The 21170-nt window shown below is 41.9% G+C and carries 16 protein-coding genes; 4 read left to right on the forward strand and 12 right to left on the reverse strand.

Annotated features, from left to right (window positions below; translation table 11 throughout):
- Nucleotides 1–13: 13 nt before the first annotated feature.
- Both AC3IRX_RS01175 and AC3IRX_RS01180 read right to left on the reverse strand, forming a co-directional pair.
- Complete coding sequence (locus tag AC3IRX_RS01175; protein WP_489210684.1) at nucleotides 14–781, reverse strand: TIGR02757 family protein; 768 nt, start codon at nucleotides 779–781, stop codon at nucleotides 14–16.
- Nucleotides 782–810: 29 nt separating this feature from the next.
- Complete coding sequence (locus AC3IRX_RS01180) at nucleotides 811–1728, reverse strand: ribonuclease Z (RefSeq protein WP_459112552.1); 918 nt, start codon at nucleotides 1726–1728, stop codon at nucleotides 811–813.
- Nucleotides 1729–1900: 172 nt separating this feature from the next.
- Here AC3IRX_RS01180 and AC3IRX_RS01185 point away from each other — a divergent pair, with 172 nt between their 5' ends.
- Complete coding sequence (locus tag AC3IRX_RS01185) at nucleotides 1901–2629, forward strand: sulfite exporter TauE/SafE family protein (RefSeq protein ID WP_489210685.1); 729 nt, start codon at nucleotides 1901–1903, stop codon at nucleotides 2627–2629.
- Between the two features lie 32 nt (nucleotides 2630–2661).
- Here AC3IRX_RS01185 and rdgB read toward each other — a convergent pair whose 3' ends face one another.
- Both rdgB and AC3IRX_RS01195 read right to left on the reverse strand, forming a co-directional pair.
- Nucleotides 2662–3243 carry an RdgB/HAM1 family non-canonical purine NTP pyrophosphatase gene (gene rdgB / locus AC3IRX_RS01190; protein WP_489210686.1) on the reverse strand — a complete coding sequence of 194 codons (582 nt, stop codon included), beginning with the start codon at nucleotides 3241–3243 and terminating at the stop codon, nucleotides 2662–2664.
- A 17-nt stretch (nucleotides 3244–3260) separates the two neighbouring features.
- Nucleotides 3261–4094, reverse strand: coding sequence for a CPBP family intramembrane glutamic endopeptidase (locus tag AC3IRX_RS01195; protein ID WP_489210687.1), 834 nt, complete (start codon nucleotides 4092–4094; stop codon nucleotides 3261–3263).
- Between the two features lie 98 nt (nucleotides 4095–4192).
- On the opposite strand from AC3IRX_RS01195, the gene AC3IRX_RS01200 reads away from it, so the two are divergent.
- Both AC3IRX_RS01200 and AC3IRX_RS01205 read left to right on the forward strand, forming a co-directional pair.
- Nucleotides 4193–5785: a peptide chain release factor 3 gene (locus AC3IRX_RS01200; protein ID WP_489210688.1), complete on the forward strand. Its 1593-nt coding sequence runs from the start codon at nucleotides 4193–4195 to the stop codon at nucleotides 5783–5785.
- A 160-nt stretch (nucleotides 5786–5945) separates the two neighbouring features.
- Nucleotides 5946–7229, forward strand: a complete 1284-nt coding sequence (locus AC3IRX_RS01205) for a hypothetical protein (protein WP_489210689.1) — start codon at nucleotides 5946–5948, stop codon at nucleotides 7227–7229.
- Nucleotides 7230–7302: 73 nt separating this feature from the next.
- Here AC3IRX_RS01205 and AC3IRX_RS01210 read toward each other — a convergent pair whose 3' ends face one another.
- The 3 genes from AC3IRX_RS01210 to AC3IRX_RS01220 form a co-directional block, all read right to left on the reverse strand.
- Nucleotides 7303–7557, reverse strand: a complete 255-nt coding sequence (locus AC3IRX_RS01210) for a hypothetical protein (RefSeq protein WP_459084837.1) — start codon at nucleotides 7555–7557, stop codon at nucleotides 7303–7305.
- A 17-nt stretch (nucleotides 7558–7574) separates the two neighbouring features.
- A complete protein-coding gene (locus AC3IRX_RS01215; protein ID WP_459112546.1) occupies nucleotides 7575–7937 on the reverse strand; it encodes a hypothetical protein in 363 nt (120 codons plus the stop codon).
- A 61-nt stretch (nucleotides 7938–7998) separates the two neighbouring features.
- The gene (locus tag AC3IRX_RS01220) at nucleotides 7999–9138 is read right to left on the reverse strand and encodes an acyl-CoA dehydrogenase (RefSeq protein ID WP_459112545.1); all 1140 of its coding nucleotides are present in this window, start codon (nucleotides 9136–9138) and stop codon (nucleotides 7999–8001) included.
- A gap of 151 nt (nucleotides 9139–9289) precedes the next feature.
- Here AC3IRX_RS01220 and AC3IRX_RS01225 point away from each other — a divergent pair, with 151 nt between their 5' ends.
- Complete coding sequence (locus tag AC3IRX_RS01225) at nucleotides 9290–11065, forward strand: AMP-dependent synthetase/ligase (RefSeq protein ID WP_489211496.1); 1776 nt, start codon at nucleotides 9290–9292, stop codon at nucleotides 11063–11065.
- Between the two features lie 587 nt (nucleotides 11066–11652).
- Here AC3IRX_RS01225 and AC3IRX_RS01230 read toward each other — a convergent pair.
- From AC3IRX_RS01230 to AC3IRX_RS01250, 5 genes are all read right to left on the reverse strand, one after another.
- On the reverse strand, nucleotides 11653–14151 hold the full coding sequence (locus AC3IRX_RS01230) for a cation-translocating P-type ATPase (RefSeq protein ID WP_489210690.1): 2499 nt from the start codon (nucleotides 14149–14151) through the stop codon (nucleotides 11653–11655).
- A 97-nt stretch (nucleotides 14152–14248) separates the two neighbouring features.
- The gene (locus AC3IRX_RS01235) at nucleotides 14249–14815 is read right to left on the reverse strand and encodes a cytochrome b/b6 domain-containing protein (protein ID WP_489210691.1); all 567 of its coding nucleotides are present in this window, start codon (nucleotides 14813–14815) and stop codon (nucleotides 14249–14251) included.
- Between the two features lie 4 nt (nucleotides 14816–14819).
- Nucleotides 14820–15569 carry a phosphatase PAP2 family protein gene (locus AC3IRX_RS01240; protein ID WP_489210692.1) on the reverse strand — a complete coding sequence of 250 codons (750 nt, stop codon included), beginning with the start codon at nucleotides 15567–15569 and terminating at the stop codon, nucleotides 14820–14822.
- A 1-nt stretch (nucleotide 15570) separates the two neighbouring features.
- Nucleotides 15571–16698, reverse strand: coding sequence for an efflux RND transporter periplasmic adaptor subunit (locus AC3IRX_RS01245; protein ID WP_489210693.1), 1128 nt, complete (start codon nucleotides 16696–16698; stop codon nucleotides 15571–15573).
- Nucleotides 16699–16707: 9 nt separating this feature from the next.
- Nucleotides 16708–21027, reverse strand: a complete 4320-nt coding sequence (locus tag AC3IRX_RS01250; protein WP_489210694.1) for a CusA/CzcA family heavy metal efflux RND transporter — start codon at nucleotides 21025–21027, stop codon at nucleotides 16708–16710.
- Nucleotides 21028–21170 lie beyond the last annotated feature (143 nt).

Below are 21170 nucleotides of genomic sequence, written 5' to 3' on the forward strand. Positions count from 1 at the left end.
TTTTTCTTCCTACTTAAAGTTCCCTAGTCACTCCCAGACCAAAGAGCGCAAAATCATATTTGGCAGGATCAGAAGAATCCATCTTTCTTATAGTGAGATCTAATTCCCTTACGGTTTTCCAATCGTTTTGAACCCGCTCTACAAGACCTAGTTTTCTAGAAATATTACCCGTATGCACGTCGAGAGGAATCGATAAGTATTTGGGATCTAGGGATTCCCATAGACCAAAATCCACCCCTCGGGTACTAGATCGAACCATCCAGCGCAAATACATCAGGATTCGTTTGGCTGCAGAATTTTTATAAGGAGAACTCACGTGTTTAGAACTGCGATGCTTCGTAGGGCCCAGAAAAGAAGTTCGAAAACGCTCTATTGCATGGTAGAAATCGGTTTCCCCTTCCTGCAATTGAAAATAAGACTCTAAAGAATCCCTCTGCTCATAGAGGCGTTTCAGGTTCCAAAGAAACTGCTTTAGATCCTCCCCATTAAAGGTTCTATGAACCGATCGATCCGTTAAAAAGTCCAGATCCTTCTCCGTAAAAGAGAGAACAAAATCATAGGGATTGTTTCCCAGATGGTTCATCATTTGGGTAGCGGAATTAATAATGGATTTTCGATTTCCCCACGAGATGGTGGCGGTCAAAAATCCGGCGATTTCTATGTCCTGTTTTAGTTCAAAGCGATGGGGAATTTGCATCGGATCATGCTCGATGAAATTGGGGTTTTGAAATTCCTCTGCCTTTTGCTCTAAAAAGGATTTTAATTCTTCAAAATGGATCATTTGAAATAAAGATTTAGTAAGAGTAAAATCTACCCTATCTTTACTCTCTCTAGTTGAGTGGGTAAAAAGCTCGCGGCAAAGACCTCTCTTGCTTCCTGAGTGAACACACTGCGGTCATGGTATCGATTGGAGAAATGGCCTAAGATCAGTTTGCCTACGCCCGCCATTTTTGCAATCTTAGCCGCTTCTATCGCTGTGGTATGTCCGGTGTACTGAGCCATTTCTTTTAAATCGTCTAGGAACGTGGCTTCATGGTACAATACATCCACTTCCTTAATGAGTGGGACTATGGATTCTAGATAGCGAGTGTCGCTACAAAAAGCATAAGAAACTGGCGCACTAGGTGCCGTCGTAAGGATTTCGTTCTTTAATACATAGCCATCGCTCAGTTCAAAATCTTTCCCTGCTTTTAACAGATGGTAATCGCATTTCTCGATTTCCTTATATTTGGCAATCTCTGCCATATTTAAATGCCGGTCTTTCGGTTTTTCTTTGAATAGGTATCCATTGCAATAGATGCGGTGATCGAGTGGAATCGTGTACACTTCCAATCTTGCGTCTTCATAAATTAATTCCGATTCGTTAGAGCTTAACTCATGGTAAATCACTTCGAAACCCTTGTGGGTTTCTGTTAATCTAAAAATCGTTTCCAACATTTCCTTGATTCCTTTCGGTCCGTAGACATGCAGCGGAATCTCGCGGCCTAGCAGTCGAAAGGAAGCGATGAGTCCGGGAAGACCAAAACAGTGATCGCCGTGCAAATGAGAAATGAAGATATGGTTGATTTTGGAAAATCTTGCTTTGGCTTTGCGAAGCTGCACCTGAGTGCCTTCGCCACAGTCAATGAGAAAATGCCTCTCCTCCATCTCCAAAAATTGGGCGGTGGGTGAGGAATTAATCGTGGGAATGGCTGAGTTAAAGCCTAGAATCGTGAGGTAGCTGCTCAATCGTTGAAATTAATAAATACCGGGAGGATGCCCGTGAAAACAAAGTTAAAGAAAATAAGTGAATTTGAAGGGCTCTATGAGGCTGCATTCAAAAAGAATTTTCCATCAGTCCTTCGACTAAACGGTTTTTTGTAAATTTGGCCACTCACCCTATCATTAAAGTAAAGTTCCTTTGATCCTTATCGCTGTTTTACTCATTAGTTTTATTGCCTCCTTAGTTCGTTCCTCTTTTGGATTTGGGGAAGCGCTCGTGGCGGTCCCTCTGCTGCTTTTTTTCCTTCCTGCCGAAGTCGCCGTACCGCTTGCCGTGATGCTATCGGTAGTCATTGCTCTTGTGATCGTAATCCAAGACCATAGAAAGATTCACTTTGAGAGTGCCAAATGGCTTATTCTTTATGCCCTACTGGGTCTGCCACTCGGAATTTACATTCTACTTTATGCAGACGAAAAGGTCGTTAAAATAGTGCTTGCCGCTCTGATCCTACTCTATTCTCTGTACTGCCTTTTTTCAAAAACGAGTCGAGTGCTTCTGAAAGAATCGAAGTGGGGATTGTTTGTCTGTGGATTTTTATCAGGAGTCTTAGGAGGTGCGTATGGACTCAATGGACCTCCCCTAGTGATTTATGGAAATTTGAGGCGTTGGAGTCCCACGCATTTTCGTGCGACCTTGCAGGCTTATTTCTTACCGGTGAGCCTTCTAAGTGTCTTAGGGTTCTATTACAAAGGCCTTCTGACCCCCGAAGTGAATAGCTATTTTCTCTACTGCCTCATTTCAAGTATTCCAGCTATTTTCTTAGGTCGGTACATCAATCGAAAATTAAAAGACGGATTTTTCTTTAAGTTCGTGTACTACGGCCTAATGGTCATAAGTCTTATTCTACTTGCAACGACCCTAGCTTAAAGAATCTCACCCTAAAAGGGTAGAAACCTTTATTAAGAAGGGAGATTTTCAAGGTCTTCTAAGAACTTTTCAAGCGCCACTCTTCGGTGGCTAATTTTATTCTTTTCCAAAGGATCCATCTCGGCAAAGGTCTTGTCATAGCCTAAGGGAACAAAAATAGGATCGTAACCAAACCCTTGTTTTCCTTTGTTTTCCGTTAAAAGCGTTCCATATACTCGGCCCTCGTAGTATTTGGGACCGTCTTTTGTGAAGTAGCACATGACGGTCACAAAATAGGCGCTGCGATCTTGTACTCCTTCTAGTTCTTGGAGAACTTTTTCAATGTTGAGTTGAAAATCATGGTCGGAGGCATAGCGCGCGGAATAAATTCCGGGTCTTCCGTCTAGGGCTTCAACGACAAGTCCTGAGTCGTCTCCTAAACTCGGAATGCCCGTCTCTTTAAAGCAGTATTCCCCCTTGATAAGAGCATTTTCAAAAAACGTACTTCCGTCTTCGATGATTTCCTCTAAAAGGTTTACGTCTCGTAAACTCTTCACTTGGAATTTTCCTTCCAACATTTGTTGGATTTCTTCTTTTTTATGTTCGTTGTGCGTAGCGACTAGTAAGGATTTCATATAGGCAAAGGTAAGAATTAATCGGCGTGATGAATTTCGTATTTTTCTGTAAATAGGTAAAAGAAGACGGCAAAAAGAACGACCCCGATTCCTAGCAGTGCATAGGTAGGAATTCCAAAGAATTGGGAGAAACTCTCCGTGCCACTGTACATGATTAAGATACTGGAAAGAGCATTGTTAAAGGCGTGCAAAAGAATCGGCATCAGAAGAGATTTCGTTCGGTAATACACAAGGCCTAACACATAGCCTAAAAGAACCGCTCCTACAAATTGCCAAGGGTTTCCGTGAATAATTCCAAAAAAGATTGCACTGATCCAAATGGACGTGATGGGACTAAGTCCCCCATTCTGCAGTCCTTTTTGAATGATTCCTCGAAACACGATTTCTTCAAAAATGGGCGCCATGACAACTGCCATTACGATCATGGTGAGAGGATCCTCAGAGAGCATCTGCATCAGCTGCGAAAACCACTCATAGAGTTCCCCGAAAACGGGTCCTGTCGTGGGAATGAGTTCGGTAAAGTACTCCGCTATAAACATCATGCCGAGCATGAGAGGGAAAATAAGCAGAAACGTAGAGACGTTCTTGGTTGAAAAATTAAAGGAAAGCTTTTTTCCTGTGCTAGGTCGACAAATAAAATAGTCAAAGGCGTAAATCGCTCCCACCCACATGAGCGCATTGGATAGGATTAAGTACCAATTCTCGTACTGAAAGTTTTTTCCAAAGGCCATCATGGAGAGTACATTTAGGACAGAGAAGCCCAGCAAAGGGACAAATCCTCCAAAGAAAAGAACAAGCGCTCCTTTCCATGTAAAAACGTAATTGGGCCTAGTTTGGGCTGAGTTTTCCATTGTCTTTTCGTCTTTAGGGCAAATATAAAGAAACTTAGAGCTTCGAACGTTTTTAATTCTAACAAAAAAACACGAATTTTGCAGCTACAAATATCTATATGGCCAGTTTAACCACAGAAATACAAAAACGAAAAACCTTTGGCATTATTGCCCACCCGGATGCCGGGAAAACCACCCTTACAGAAAAGCTCCTACTTTTTGGGGGAGCCATCCAGGAGGCAGGGGCTGTAAAGTCCAACAAAGTGAAAAAGGGAGCCACTTCCGATTTCATGGAAATCGAGCGTCAAAGAGGAATCTCTGTGGCCACCTCGGTGCTTGCTTTTGAATACAAAGGACATAAGATTAATATCTTGGATACGCCGGGTCACAAAGATTTCGCGGAAGATACCTTTCGGACCCTAACGGCCGTGGATTCTGTAATTGTAGTGATTGACGTGGCGAAAGGGGTTGAGGAACAGACGGAGAAACTGGTCCAAGTCTGCCGGATGCGAAACATTCCTATGATTGTTTTCATCAATAAATTAGACCGAGAAGGAAAAGACGCCTTCGATCTTCTTGACGAAGTGGAACAAAAGCTCGGTCTACAAGTGGTCCCGCTTTCCCTTCCTATTGGGATGGGTTCTGAATTCCAAGGGATTTACAATCTGTGGGAAAAGAACATCGAACTTTTTGTGGAGGAACGAAAACAAAAAGTAGGTCAATCGCTTAAAATTGAAGATTTATCCGATCCGATCGTAGAGGAAATGATTGGAGCGAAAGCCGCAGAAACTCTTCGTGAGGAACTGGAACTTATTGAAAGTGTTTATCCGGAGTTTGATCGTCAAAAATACATGGACGGAGAACAACAGCCTGTGTTTTTCGGTTCGGCTTTAAATAACTTTGGGGTTCGTGAGCTTTTGGATGCTTTCATTCAGATTGCCCCGATGCCCCAACCCAAAGAATCGGATCTTAGACTCGTAAGGCCAGAGGAAAAGAATTTTACCGGTTTTGTCTTTAAGATTCACGCTAATATGGATCCAAAGCATCGGGACCGTCTCGCGTTTGTTAAGATTGTCTCGGGAACGTTTAAAAGGAATGAAAATTACCTACTGGTAAGAGAGGGGAAGAAAATGAAATTTTCTGCGCCAAATGCCTTTTTTGCGGACAAAAAAGAAATTGTAGACGAAAGCTTCCCAGGGGATATTGTTGGTCTTCACGATACGGGAAATTTCCGAATTGGAGATACGCTAACGGCAGGAGAAAAACTTTCCTTTAAGGGGATTCCTTCCTTCTCTCCAGAACATTTCCGTTACATCAACAATACCGATCCACTCAAGGCAAAACAACTTGCAAAAGGAATCGATCAATTGATGGACGAAGGGGTAGCGCAGCTCTTCACTCTCGAAATGAACGGACGTAAGATTATTGGAACCGTAGGAGCTCTTCAATACGAAGTGATTCAATATAGACTTGAACACGAATACGGAGCCAAATGTACGTATGAGCCGATTTCTATTCACAAAGCCTGTTGGGTAGAAGCCGATGAGAAGTCCGCTGAATTTACTGAGTTTGCAAGATTAAAGCAGCGCTATTTAGCCCGAGATAAATTCAATCAGCTTGTTTTCCTTGCGGATTCCTCTTTTACCATTCAGATGACTCAGGAGAAATTTCCAAATGTAAAACTTCATTTCATTAGTGAATACAAAAACTAAGGAAGTTTTTTCCTTTACTAGGGGCGCCAATAAGTCGGCGCCTTTTTGTTTCTTTTCATTTCCCTACGCTGCATGGAAACAAGCGCTTTTCTTTAAGTTTTGCGAGCGAATTTAAATTTGGGAATGCAAATTGCAGTAGCTTCTGCATTAAAAATAATCAATGAAATATTCATTCTTCTATATACTTCTACTCGCCTTTCTTAGTTCTTGCTCTGAATCCGAGTTTAAAGAAACAAAAGATACCATCCAGCAGGCAAATGAGCTATTTAAATCCGCCAAAGAAGGGCTGAAAACGATGGATTCCATTTCCATTATGGTGGAAGATTCCGCCGATTTTCATCGGGTGATTGTGCCGCAAATTGAGAAGCATAAAAAAACAGCCGAGCGGTTAATCAAGGGAAATGCAAGGACGATTGACTCGCTCAATACCGTTTTAAAAGAAACGGCAGGAACGATTGAAAAAAGTACGGATCTTTTAAAAACCGTCGATTCTGCAAGACTTGAGATTAATGAGAACTCGAGTGCAATTGATATTTTAGGCACCGTTTCTAAAACCTTAAGTAAACTCTCCAAGCAAACGAAATCAAAACCAAAAGAAGCTCCCTTGGAATCAAGCTCGAAGGGGACTTCAAAAGACCTAGATTCCACCACTCTATCGCCAAGTAATGCCACTCGTTCTGAGACCCATACAACTCTAGAAACTCGAGGGTCAAAAGCGAAAATGAAAGTGAGTGTGGAGGACCTCGATCGGGCTAATAGTGTCCTTGAGAATGGAATGCATCTCTACGATGCAAAAGTGAAATCAGAAAGTTTTGGAGAAGTACAGGGCAAAGCCACTAGAGAGCTAACCCTTTTAATCCCAACTCGCCACTTTGAAAGAGCCCTTGACTATTTTGGCTCCAAACTAGGAACCTTAAGAACCAAGTCCATGGAGACTTGGAGTTTTAATGGTTCTACGGATGAGCTTTCAACGCTTGAACTAACCTTAGAGCAGTCCGCTGCCTTCGCAGGGAACGAGCCCCTTACTCCTAATTCAAACGATGCAAAAGAAATCAGCCCCTACAAGGAGCAGTCTAAAAGTGCCTTTATGCAAGGACTTGAGTATGGGAAACAGGCTCTTGTCTTTTTGCTTCCCTTTTGGCCTTTCCTTCTTCTTCTGATTGTAGGAATTTATTTCTGGAACCGAGCGAAAAAAAGAAAAGAACAAAAACAGGTTTCTCCAGTGGAAACGAAAAGAAATTCTTCTTTCGAACCTAGTGTAAAAGTGAATGAGCAAACCAAGGGAGAAGCAGAGACTAAAGTGGAGACGAAGTCTGAAGAATCCTATTACAATTCTCCTTATGCTCCTAAACCCAAATCGGCACCGGATCAAATGCCGAAACCTACGCAGGAGCCCGATACCGATCCTGAGGATCCTTATGCAAAGTATAAGCCTAAGTCCTAACTCTAACTCAATAAAAAACCCTCTTCCAAATTCTTGAAAGTGGGTTTTTAGTAGGAATTACCTCAAGTAATACTTAAAGCTTGCCGGGTATTAATCCACGCTCGGTGCCGAGGTAAAGTCCAACCCCTAGCGCGACTAAAAGTAGCGCAGCGTAGATAATAATAGTGCTTTTATTTCCTTTGGCAAGGGCCACGATAAAGAGTCCAAAAACACCCAGAATCACAAGTCCCATTTTGGTTAGAAAATCACTTGTGAATATAGAGGCTGCTACAGCCATCAGAGACAATAAATGGAACACTCGTTCTCGTTTGATAATATACTTTTTCATTCTAAGCTTTCAGATGGCTATTTCATATTCACGACTCTATCTACAATGTACTTTGTGTTGCCTCTCCAAGGAAGGGCTCCTTTGTACTCTTTGTAATGCAGATCAAAGTGCTTTCCACTGTTTTCTTCTAAAACCTTGAATACAGCAGGATTCTCAATGGAGAATTCAAACTCATAAGAAGTAAGATTTCCGGTTTTGCCTTTGCCAAAACCTTCTTGAATAATCTTGCCTTCGTAGGTTTTAAACACGTATCCTTTGTGAACGGCAAAATTCAGGTACCCTGATTTTACGCCTTCACCAAAGACAAAATAGTATTTGTACCAACCAAAGATACCTAAGAGAAGTATCACAACTGAAAGGGCGATCCATGTATATTTCATAAGGAAAAAATTAAAAAGCGCTTTAGAAGCTCTAGGCTTCAAAAGCGCTTTGTGTGAATTTTTATTTTGATATCGAACGGGAGATCACAATTTTTTGGATCTCGGAGGTTCCTTCGTAAATCTGCGTAATTTTCGCATCTCTCATCATTCGCTCCACGTGGTATTCTCTTACGTACCCGTAACCCCCGTGAATTTGCACGGCTTCAATGGTGGTGTCCATTGCCACTTGAGAGGAGTAAAGTTTTGCCATAGCTCCACTTTCCGAAATGTCTTTGCCTTCGTCTTTTTCAAACGCAGCTTTGAAACATAGCATTCTGGCAGCTGTAATTTGAGTCGCCATGTCTGCAAGTTTAAAAGCGATGGCTTGGTGATTAATAATCTCGGTTCCAAAGGCTTTTCTTTGCTTCGCATACCCTAAAGCGAGCTCATAAGCTCCGGCTGCAATTCCAAGGGCTTGAGATGCAATTCCAATGCGCCCTCCGTTCAGTACGGCCATCGCAAATTTGAATCCAAATCCATCCTCTCCAATGCGGTTCTCTTTCGGAACTTTCACATCCGTGAACAAAAGAGAATGCGTATCGCTTCCGCGAATTCCTAATTTGTCTTCTTTCGGCCCAATTTCAAATCCTTCCCATCCTTTCTCGACGATGAAGGCATTGATTCCTTTGTGTTTTTTTTCTGCATCGGTCTGTGCGATTACGACGTAATAGTCTGCCGTCCCTCCATTGGTGATCCAGTTTTTCACTCCGTTTAATAGATAATGGTCTCCCTTATCAATTGCGGTTGTTTTTTGAGACGTTGCATCGGAACCGGCTTCCGGTTCAGAAAGAGCAAACGCTCCAATGACTTGTCCACTTGCAAGGGGCACTAAGTATTTCATTTTTTGCTCCTCGCTTGCGAATTTTTCAATTCCGGCGCAAACAAGAGAGTTGTTTACGGACATCACAACGGCTGCAGAAGCGTCTACTTTTGCTATTTCTTCCATTGCGATGACGTACGAGAGGCTGTCCATGCCTGCCCCACCATATTTAGGATCTACCATCATTCCAAGGAGTCCCATTTCGCCCATCTTTTTGACTTGCTCATGTGGAAATTTTTGATCACGGTCTCTTTCAATGACCCCAGGCAACAATTCACTCTTAGCAAAATCTCTTGCGGCTTGTTGAATCATCAGGTGTTCTTCTGATAAATTAAAGTTCATATGACGTTTTTTTATTAAAGGGTAAAAATACAATTTTACGAGGAACCTAAAAAATAAACTTTTTTTGGAGTTTGACAAAAAAATGATACATTTACAAGAGCCTTCCATAGGAATTGACAGAATTACTACAAATAAAAAAAATACTACTTATATGTCCATTAGACGCTTATTTGATATTGCCCATCACGCCTTGGCAAAATACCCGAACGAGACCATGTTTGCCACGAAGTACGAGGGCAACTGGAAATCGATTTCTTCACAAGAGTACATTAACCAAGGAAATACGATTTCTCGAGGTCTTTTAAAGTTAGGCATTAAGCCTGGCGACAAGATTGCTTTAATTACCACCGCCACAAGAACGGAATGGGCGGTTATGGACTTAGGGATTTCTCAAATTGGAGCCGTATCGGTTCCGGTCTACCCTTCCATTAGCGCAGAGGATTACAATTACATATTTAACAATGCAGAAATTAAATATTGCTTTTTGTCTGATGAGGCTCTCTATGAGAAAGTAAACTCTATTAAAGGACAGGTACCTTCTTTGCAGGGCGTTTTTAGTTTTGATACGATTCCAGGAGTGGCCAATTGGCAAGAAGTCCTTGACATGGGTATCGATTCTAGCAATCAAGGAGAAGTAGAGGATATTGCAAAAACGATTAATCCTGAAGATTTAGCGACCATTATTTATACTTCGGGTACGACAGGGAAACCCAAAGGGGTGATGCTTACGCATCATAACATTGTTTCCAATGTACTTGCTTCTAACAGTCGTATTCCACGCAGGAAAGGATTGTCCCATAAGGATACCAAAGTACTTAGTTTCCTTCCAATTTGTCATATTTTTGAGCGCATGCTCTTTTATTTGTTCCAATACAATGGCCACTCGATCTATTTTGCGGAAAGCATTGAGAAGATGGGCGACAACATTAAAGAAGTCGAACCTCACTACATGAGTGTGGTTCCCCGATTGCTTGAAAAAGTATACGATAAGATCTACGACAAAGGCACAAGCGCAGGAGGTCTTAAATCTAAAATATTCCTTTGGGCTCTTAGCGTAAACGAAGCGAAACAGAGCATTTCTGCTCCTTCCGGCCTAAAACAAAAACTAGCAGACAAATTGGTGTTCTCTAAGTGGAGAGCCGGACTTGGAGGAAATATCATTTGTTTAGTTTCAGGATCGGCTGCTCTCTCGAGCCGTTTAAACCTTTTGTTCCAAAATGCGGGAATTACGATTTTGGAAGGCTATGGACTTACGGAAACCTCCCCAGTAATCTCTGTGAATTCTGTGGGACAAATTAAAGTCGGAACCGTGGGGCATCCTTTAGAAAACTTGGACGTGAAGATTCAATCGGACGGAGAAATCACGCTGAAAGGACCTAGCGTCTTTAAAGGCTATTTTAAGAACGAGGAATTAACCCGCGAGGTCTTTACTCCGGACGGATACTTTATGACCGGAGACATCGGTCATGTGGACAGCGAAGGCTATCTCCAAATTACAGACCGTAAGAAAGAAATGTTTAAAACCTCTGGCGGAAAATACGTAGCGCCTCAAGTCATTGAAAACATTGCGAAAGCTTCTAAATTCATCGAACAAATTATGGTGGTCGGTGAAGGAGAGAAAATGCCATGCGCCCTTATCCAACCCGATTTCAATTTTGCAAAAGCTTGGGCAGAGCGCAAAGGCTACTCTATTGGAACGACGGAAAAAGAAATCGCTTCCAACGAGCAGTTAAAGCAAAGAATTGAAAAAGAAATTGAGAGAATTAATAAAAACTTAGGGCATTGGGAGCAAATCAAACGTTTTGAGCTTACGCCTGAGGTATGGTCCATTGAAGATGGACAGTTAACACCAACCCTTAAATTAAAAAGAAAGGCTGTAAAAGAGCGTTATCTAGACCTATACAACCGCATGTATTCACGACCATAAGAAAACCGTTACTTTAAATTATTTTATTATTATTTTTTTACGCTCTCTACAAATTGTAGAGAGTGTTTTTTTAGGCCTATTTTAGAAAGAGAAAGATCTAAAGAAAAAAAGACTAGGGCACCTTTCCTAGGGTTACTATGACCTATCTTTTTCACGATTAAGAACACGATTGGTAGGAAAAATTCAGCCTGAATTGCGGTAAAAAAAAGCCCTTGGAAAAAAATCTAAGGGCTTCTCTATTTTATTTTTAGAAAAAATTAGAATTGCTGAAATCAGCTAATAAAGAGTAGTTTACAAGAACCGAAAGTGGTATCGGTAACGATTTAGTAATGGTGCTTACTGCACTCGCTTTCATCTGATTACCTTGTAAATCATTAATGCAAATGTAATAAATTAATGGGTAAGGTACACTACTGCTTTACCCTTTTTTTCGTTCAATATGCGAAAAAAGTCCCCCCATAGGGGGCAATCTGTGATATTGGCTTCGATACTATTTCCAAAATTTGGCGTATCAACATTAGTTGCATCTCCGAAACAAATTTGTGGAGGTTTTAAAAGTAATCTCGCCTTGCAAAATCATTTCTTTACTATCTTCTTTTTATCCATTTATACATCTCAAACCACAAAACCGAAGCCGCTGCAATTAAAAATGACATTCCTAATTCCGAGATGTTCAATCCGGTTACGTGAAAGAAATCGGCAAAAAGTGGTATATACAATATGGCAAAAAGTAATGCCAACGTGGCTCCGATGATAACTGGAAATAAACGGTTTTTGTATTTGAAGCTGTCAAATATACTATAAACGAGAGAGCGGTTCGCCAGGCTCAAAAATATATTGGCAAAAATTAAGGTAGTAAAAACCATTGCTCTTGTAGTTTCTTCGCTGCTTCCTTTTTGAACGGCAAATTGATAAACGAATAATACACCTGCTGTAATTATCAGACCTTGAATAATGCTGATGCTTAATTCTTTCCGGTTCAGAAAGGTTTCTGTCATTTTTCGTGGCTTTTGTAACATTGCATTTTTCTCTATCGGTTCGTTTTCATAGACAATGGAACAGGTTGGTCCCATAATGAGCTCCAGAAAAATAACGTGTACCGGCGTAAAAATATGCGGGTAAATCCAACCTAAAAACAAAGGCAGTGAAACGGTCAGAATAATCGGGATATGAATGGAAATGATGTACTGAATGGCTTTTTTGATATTGGCGTAAATCCGTCGCCCTGCAGCAATTCCTGTAATGAGTTTGTCTAAATCATCGTTGGTAATAACCAGTGAAGCTGCTGCTTTGGCTATTTCTGTTCCTTTGTTTCCCATAGCGACACCAATATGAGCGGCTTTTAGTGCAGGGGCATCGTTCACACCATCACCCAACATAGCCACCACTTCTCCGTTTTGCTTCAAAGCGTTTACCATTGCCAGCTTTGCTTCGGGAAACATCCTTGTAAATAAAGTTGTTGTCTTTGAAAACTCTATCAATTCCGCATCGGAATAATGAATGATTTCAGCACCATTAACAGCCGGAGTATGATTGATAATCCCAGCTTGCCGGGCAATGGCATTTGTGGTGTCAGCATTGTCGCCTGTGATCACTTTTACTTTAATTCCGGCATCGTAAATTTTCCGGAATACCTGCTGGATATTTTTTTTAGGTGGGTCGTAAAATACCGTAAATCCTAAAAAGTCAAAATTGAAATCCTGCTGTTTTTCGGGAAAATTATTTCCATTAAAATAACATTTGGCAACGCCTAATATCCGGTAACCTTGTTTGCCAAAATCACTAATATGCTGACGCAGTTTGTCTTTTTCGTGTTCCGAAAGATTGGAAACAGCAAGAATGGCTTCGGGAGCACCTTTGGCTGCCACTATTCTTTCGCCTGAATGGTTTTCAAAAAGATGCGTCATCATCGGAGGTTTACCGTCCAACGGATATTCGTGCACCATTTGAAAATCTTTCCGTCGGTCATTCGGTTGAGCTTGCTCATAAATCTGATGAAGTGTTTTTTCCATCGGATCAAACGGAACGGGTTCACTGCTCCACATCGCAAACTCAATGAGTTCGGAAAGTTCGGGTGCATTGAAACGTTCTTCGTCAAAAACCTGATTGGATTTGTAATCGAAAAGGGCTTGCAGTCGCATGGAGTTTTCAGTAATTGTTCCGGTTTTATCTGTACAAATTACAGTAGTGCTTCCCAGTGTTTCTACCACGCTGCTACGCTTGATTATTATACCTTTACGCATTAGTTTCCACGCTCCCAATGCCATAAACGTAGTGAAAGCCACGGGAATTTCTTCCGGTAAAATGGACATTGCCAAAGTCAGCCCGACCAATAGACTTTCTATAATATTCCGTGATTGCCAGAAACTGTATGCCCAAACCATCAGAAAAACCACTATTCCAATAACTGCCATCCATTTTACAAATTTGGTAATCTGGATTTGCAGTGGTGAACGCTCTTCTTTAATCTCCTGAATAGATTTCCCGATTTTCCCCAACTTCGTTTCTGAACCGATTTTTTCTACTTTAAAAACCGCCAGTCCTGAAACTGTCAAAGTACCGCTATATATTTTTCTGTCTTCGGTATCCTGATTTTTAAACACCGAAAAACTTTCTCCTGTAAGAGAGGCTTCATTTACGGAAAAATCATTGCTGTGCACTATTTCACCATCGGCATTAATCATTTTTCCTTCCTCAGTAATGCACAAATCGCCCACGGCAATTTCGTGGGTAGGAATTTGTATTACTTTTGAATTTCGGATAACCGTGCTAAGCGGTTCGTTCAGTTTTTCCAGCGCTTCCAGTGCCTTTTTGCTGCGATTGTCCTGATAGAATGAGATGCCTGAAACAGCTATGATTGCTCCAAACATAAAAGCCGCTTCGGAATAATTGCCCACAGTCACATAGATAACAGCCACTGCAATGAGTAAAAGCAACATCGGTTCTTTGAGAATAGCCAATAACATATTGTACCAGGTATTCTTTTTTATACTGTCTGAGTGGTTATAACCAAATTTACTTTGGGAAATTTTTACATCTTCTTCCGAAAGACCTGTGAGATGTTTTGGGATATTATAGGTTGTCATAATTTTTAATTTTAGATGATTAGTTTCAAGTATTGAAACTGCTTTTGGAATAACTAAATTAGTAGGTTACCAATTATTTTTTTTATGAATTATCTATTTAATCTCCGCCAATCATTTTTGACGTTATTCCCTTTTTGCCTGTTAATTCTGCTATAACAATTCCTGTAATGTGTACCAATATAAAAATCGGAAACCAGTATATCGCCAGCTTATGTACGGTTTCCATAGGCTCTTTCCATTCCCCGTTACCCCATTTGAGATAAAATCCGGTGATACCGGCAATAATGGCAAACACATAAAATAATATATATGTCATCCCTTGCAGACGTTCTTTTATGGACTGTGTTCCGATAAAAGGATTGGGGAAACGAACTCCTTTCATCAACATATAAGCAATCCTCATTAAGAAGATGAAAATGATGACATACGATGCGTATTCGTGCCATTGCCACATAGGATTAAGAATATCATTAACTATAGCCATTGTCTGTTCCTTCGTCATCACTCCGGGAGCATCCTGCTCGATGACCGCAACAATGGGCTTTCTACCCATCCATTGCATTCTTAAAAATCCGGTGATGAACAGTACGGTCATCAGAAGTCCCAATGACCAGTGCAATATTCTATGAGTTACAGTAAACTCTTTCTTAATAATTGTTTTCATTGTTTTAAAATGTTTTAATAATTGTAAGTCCAACAGCTTTGGATTGATAGAAAGGAACAACAGACAATGCTTCCCTTTCTTCTTTCGACGAAAACCATTTCGATGTGAGAGGAAACAGCCAATAGGCAATCTCGGTGGACAAGATACCAATACCTGCCCCCGCAACAATATCACCGACCCAATGCTTATCGTTGAACACCCTGTATACTCCTGTCATAGCTGCCAGAGGATACCCTGATATGCTAAGCCAGAAATTACTGTCCTTATATTCCCTGAACATAAAATGGGCTGATGAGAAAGCCGTAGCCGTATGTCCGGAAGGGAAAGAAAAATTATTGGAACCATCGGGGCGTTCTTCGCCTACGAATTGTTTTGTGGGCAATACCAATGCTGCAGAGATTAATTGAGACGTAGCATAGATAATGGTTCTATCTTTAAAATTATGTTTTCCTTTAACTCCGGCAAGATTAAGTCCATATACCGCTGCTGCCGGAGCATATTGCATATAATTGTCTATGGTTGCTCCGGCAATGATATGTTCCCGTGTTTCGTAGCGTGTGGACTGGTTCAATGACTTTAAATCATCAGACATCAAACTCAATGCTCCGTATGAAATCAAAACAGAAGGAACGATCAGTTTCTTTGCCGAAAATTTATACGCTTTATCTTCAATGCTTAATGTGTCTTTGCCTACTGTTTGAGCTTTTAAGCTCAACGCATACAAGAAAGTAATCAATAACAATATAGGTTTCATCTTAATCTTCTGCTTTATTTTTCAATGCCATTAACAATGTATAGGCTCCTTTTTGGGCGATTTTTTTACCGCTTAATTGGTTTTCATTGACAATCTCTATCCAGCCATCTCCAGAGGAACCGATTTCTACTGCTGTCATTCTGAAACTGTTCTTTTCCAGTACTTCAAAGACATAATGTTTTCCTTCAAAAGTCACAACGCTTTCCTCCGGAATTGCTAATGCTTTGATTTCGGGTATGGGAACTTCGGCATTCATATAAAGACCAGGAATAAGTTTTGCGTTGTTTTCCGTGAAATGGGCGTGAACCTCCACCGCCCCGTCTTGGAAAATATTTTTACCGATTAGAATGATTTCGCCTCCATATTTCTTCTCCGGATTGCTGTTGGTGTATGCCGTAAGCGATTGTCCGATGCTGATTTTATCCCAATCTTTTTCAAATACTTTTAGGTTCAGGTGCAAATCTTTCGGATTTACCAGCTCAAACAACACATCCGATGGAGAAACGTATTTGCCTACATTCACAAAAACCTGCGAAACAAAGCCGTCAAAAGGTGCATAAACAGACACAGTACGTTTGATGTTGTTCACCGAAACATTGAAGGGATTGATATGGATTAACCACAGTTTTTCTTCCAGTGCCTTCTGGCTGATGAGTAGCGTTTCATAATTGGCTTTTGCCTGCAAATACACTTTATCACTGCTTGCTTTACTCTGGTTCAATTGCTTCTGACGGTGGTATTCGGCTTCTGCATTTTGCAATTGAGCCTTTGCCGTCAGATAATCCTGTTGCAGTTGGATGAACTGGTTGTCTTCCATTACAGCGATCACTTCACCTTTTCGGAAGTGCATTCCGGGTAGCAATTTCGTGGATTTTACATGTCCGCCCAAAGCACTGCTCACCGACACGAGGTTTTGTGGCGGTACGTCCACCGTCCCGTTCAGTTTCAGCGTTTTGGTAACGGTTATTTCTTGTAATTCAACGGTCGTCAGCGAGAATGATTTTAGCTGTTCGTCCGATAGTTTCAACACATTTTTGGTAGCTTCCGTAGTGTTTTCTTCTGTTGTATTTTCCTTATTTCCGCAACTCCATAACAGGAGCAAAACGAAAATTCCGACTATATTTTTCATTTGAATAATTTATTTTGAAATGAGATATTGAAGATTGATGATTTGGAAATTGAGCTGCATCACGGCATCGTAATAATCACGCTGTATCTGTATCGCCTGATTGTTGAGCATCACCCAGTCTAAATAATTGATTTCCCCATTGGCAAATTGCTCTTCTACCGTTTTGAAAATCTGTTCAGCCGCCGGCAATTGTTTTTGCTTATACGTTCCGACGATGTCAAGCTGTGTCTGGTACTGCTGCAATGCCGCCTCATAAACGCTTTCCCACTCGGCTTTACGCAAAGAGAGTTCGTTTTCCGTAAAGAGAATATACTGTTCCTCTGCTTTGATTTGTGATTTCTGTGCTTTGAAGAAAATCGGTATGCCCACGCCAACCTGAAAGGTATTAAAGCGGTTGTTGTTCAAGTCCCTGAAGCTCTGGTTGAAATAACCAATAGACAGATTAGGCAACAGCTTCGATTTCTCTAAGCGAACCGATGCTTTCGCTTTTTCGATTTCCTGTGCAGACAATTGCAAGACCGGATGCTGTGCTATATCCGTATTTGTATCAAAAAGCACATCCTGAACAATGATATCAGAAGCCGATGGTTCATAGCGGGTTTCAGCATTCAGCATCAGTTGAAGCTGTATTTTTGCCAACTCAATTTCGTTTGCCAATGCTTTTAGTTGTATAGCAATGTTTTGCCGTTGCACTTCGGCAGCCGTTTTTTCAAGCAGGTTGCTTTCGCCGCTTTCCATTCGCAGAGAGGCTTTTTCTAAAAAACCTTTATACATTTCATCGGAACGGGTCAGTATTTTTTCCCGCTCACGCAAAACCAAAATCTTGTAAAACAGTTCACTTACAATCTTACGGATGTCCAGTTTGTTCAAGTTCACCGAAATAACTGCCGAATTCCATTCTTCGTTCAGCAGTTTCTTCTGGTTGCTATACACAGTCGGAAAACTGAAAGATTGTGAAATCCCGAATTTATTATCGGAAGTACCGCTGTTGACCTGTCCGAATTCGCCTGTTACGGCAGCCTGTGGGATATTGGCTCCGGTAGCCGTACGCTTTTTATAATATTCGGCGAGCAGGCTTTGGCTTTTTGCCGACAGGTTGTTTTCTGTAGCCATCTTCACCGCTTCATCGAGTGTGATGGTTTGTGAAAATGCTGAACCACTCAAACCCAATAAAATAAGAAGCGTTGCACTTTTTCTGCCGAATGGCAGTTTCGGAAATTTCAGTTTTTCAAACAGCACAAATAAAGTGGGTAATACAAAAAGGGTCAGGAATGTCGCAAGCAGTAAACCTCCGATTACCACCGTTGCCAACGGACGCTGCACTTCGGCTCCTGCACCATTACTTACCGCCATTGGCAAGAAACCGAGCGATGCCACGAGCGCAGTCATCAGTACTGGGCGAAGCCTTGTCTTTGTTCCGAGTAATGCTATCTGGTAAAGGTCTTTCTCGCCCGTTTTTTTCATCCTGTTAAACTCTGCGATAAGCACAATTCCGTTAAGAACGGCTACCCCGAACAAGGCAATAAAACCGATGCCCGCACTGATACTGAACGGCATTCCACGCAATGCCAACAGGAATACTCCACCGATGGCAGACAACGGAATAGCGGTATAGATCAACAAACTTTCCTTCACGGAACGAAAGGCGAAATACAGCAGAATGAATATCAATATTAGCGAAACCGGAACGGCTACCATCAATCGGTTCGTAGCTTCATTCAAGTTCTCAAAGGCTCCGCCGTAGGTCACGTAGTAGCCGGGCGAAAATGCCATCTGTTTATCAGCTTTGCCCTGCAATTCGTTGACGATGCTCTGTACATCACGTCCACGAACGTTGAAACCAACCACAATCCTCCTTTTGGCATCTTCCCGCTGGATCTGAGCGGGTCCTTCTATGATCTGTACATCCGCTATCTGATACAGTGGTATCTGATTGCCCTTGGGCGTTGGGATGAGTAGGTTGCGGATATCTTCCAGATTTTCACGCTGTGTTTCGTCCAGACGAACCATCAGCTCGAAACGTTTCTCACCCTCATACACTTTACCTGTGCTTTGTCCCGCAAAAGCGGTGTTCACGACTTTGTTGATACCGGCTATATCCAGATTATACTGGGCAATGTTTGCACGATTATATTTGATAACCACTTGTGGCATCCCTGTGATGGGTTCGATGTATAAGTCCTGAGCACCCTGTACCGTTTTGATGATTTCGCCAAAGCGGGCTGCATAAGCCGCCAGGCTATCCAGATCTTCACCGAAAATCTTACAGACCACATCCTGCCTTGCTCCGGTCATCAGTTCGTTGAAACGCATCTGCACAGGATATTGAAAACCGGTGGTAATGCCCGGAACGGCTTCCAGTGATTTGCCCATTTTTTCGGCCAGTTCTGGAAAGGTTTTGGCAGATGTCCATTCCTTTTTATCTTTCAGGATCACCATCAGGTCGCTCGCTTCCATCGGCATCGGGTCGGTAGGTACTTCACCGCTTCCTATTTTGGTCACGACCTTTTCTACTTCGGGATAATCCCTGATGAGGATATGGGCTGCTTTCTGGGTGTATTCAACCGTTGTTTTCAGATTACTTCCAGTCAATACACGGGTATCTACTGCAAAATCGCCTTCTTCCAATGCCGGAATAAATTCGCCTCCCAACCGGGACAAAATAAACACAGCAATGATGAACAGGGAAACCACCACGCCAATAACCATTTTTGGGAAATGCAGCACTTTACCGAGTGCTTTGTGATGAATGTTCTCCAACTTTTGCATAATCCGGTCAGAAAAATTGGGTTTGTGCTTTATTTTTTTGCTCAACACCAATGAACTCATCATCGGGATATAAGTCAGCGAAAGGATGAATGCACCGATCAGGGCAAAAGCAACGGTCTGTGCCATCGGTTTGAACATTTTTCCCTCGATGCCTTCAAGCGTGAAAATAGGCAGGTACACTATCAGTATGATGAGCTGACCGAATACGGCACTATTGACCATTTTGGTAGCCGAACTGCTGACCTGATGGTTCATTTCGTTCTGCGAAATACGATTGGCAACTGCAAATTTCTTTCCGTGCAACTGGTGCAGTACCGCTTCTACAATGATGACCGCTCCGTCCACAATCAATCCGAAATCCAATGCTCCCAAGCTCATCAGGTTACCGCTCACGCCAAACAAATTCATCATGATGATAGCAAACAGCATCGAAAGGGGTATCACAGAAGCGACCAGAAATCCCGCCCTGAAATTCCCGAGGAACAAGACCAGTACAAAAACCACAATCATGGCTCCTTCGGCAAGGTTGGTCTCAATGGTATTTATGGCATTGTTTACCATCTTGGTACGATCGAGAAAAGGTTCGATGACCACGCCCTTGGGCAATGTTTTTTGGATGACGGCTATGCGTTCTTTTACATTTTTGATGACTTCAGCACTGTTGGCTCCTTTGAGCATCATCACTACTGCACCTGACACTTCGCCCTGGTCGTTGTAGGTCATTGCTCCGTATCGTGTGGCATAGCCTGTCTTCACTTCGGCAACATCTTTCAACAATACAGGAATACCGTCCTGCGTTGCCGTGACCGAAATGTTTTCGATATCTTCTTTATTCCCAATCAGTCCTTCGCTGCGTATATAGAGTACGGTAGGGCCTTTTTCGATATAAGCACCTCCGGTATTTTGGTTGTTATTTTCCAACGCTGTGAATACATCGCTGATGGTGAGGTTCTGCGATTGCAGTTTGTTGGAATTGACGGCTATTTCATATTGTTTCAGTTTACCTCCAAAGCTGCTGACTTCGGCAACGCCTTTTACACCTAATAATTGCCGTCTTACGATCCAGTCCTGAATGGTACGCAATTCGGTGGCATCAAATTGGTTTTCGTACCCTTTTTCGGGTCTTACCACGTATTGGTAAATCTCTCCCAATCCAGTGGAAATAGGCCCCAGTTCGGGCGTACCTACACCATCTGGAATTTCATTCTGAACGGTTTGTAATCTCTCAGCAACCTGCTGTCTTGCCCAATACACATCGGTATTGTCATCAAAGACAATGGTCACCAACGATAATCCAAAGCGGGAAAAACTCCGTATTTCGATAATACCGTTGATATTGCTGTTTGCCTGTTCGATAGGGAAAGTAACCAGACGTTCGATATCGGTCGCTCCCAAGGAAGGTGCTACGGTAATGATCTGCACCTGATTGTTGGTAATATCAGGTTGTGCGTCGATCGGTAATTTGGTGGCTTCGTATAAGCCTAAACCGATAAGGGCTATGGTAAAAAGCCCGATGATGAGTTTATTCCGAATGGAAAACTCAATTATTTTATCTAACATAATTTGTACTATTGTTAATGATGAATGGAATACGGGATTTGCAGGCTACACTATTGGTGCAAAAGCCCGAAAAACGCAGATGATTAATTAGGTACACGCTTATGTTGCGGAAATATACGTTCCGTATAAACACACAGAAACGA

Source organism: Epilithonimonas sp. KH_059 (assembly GCF_057838485.1).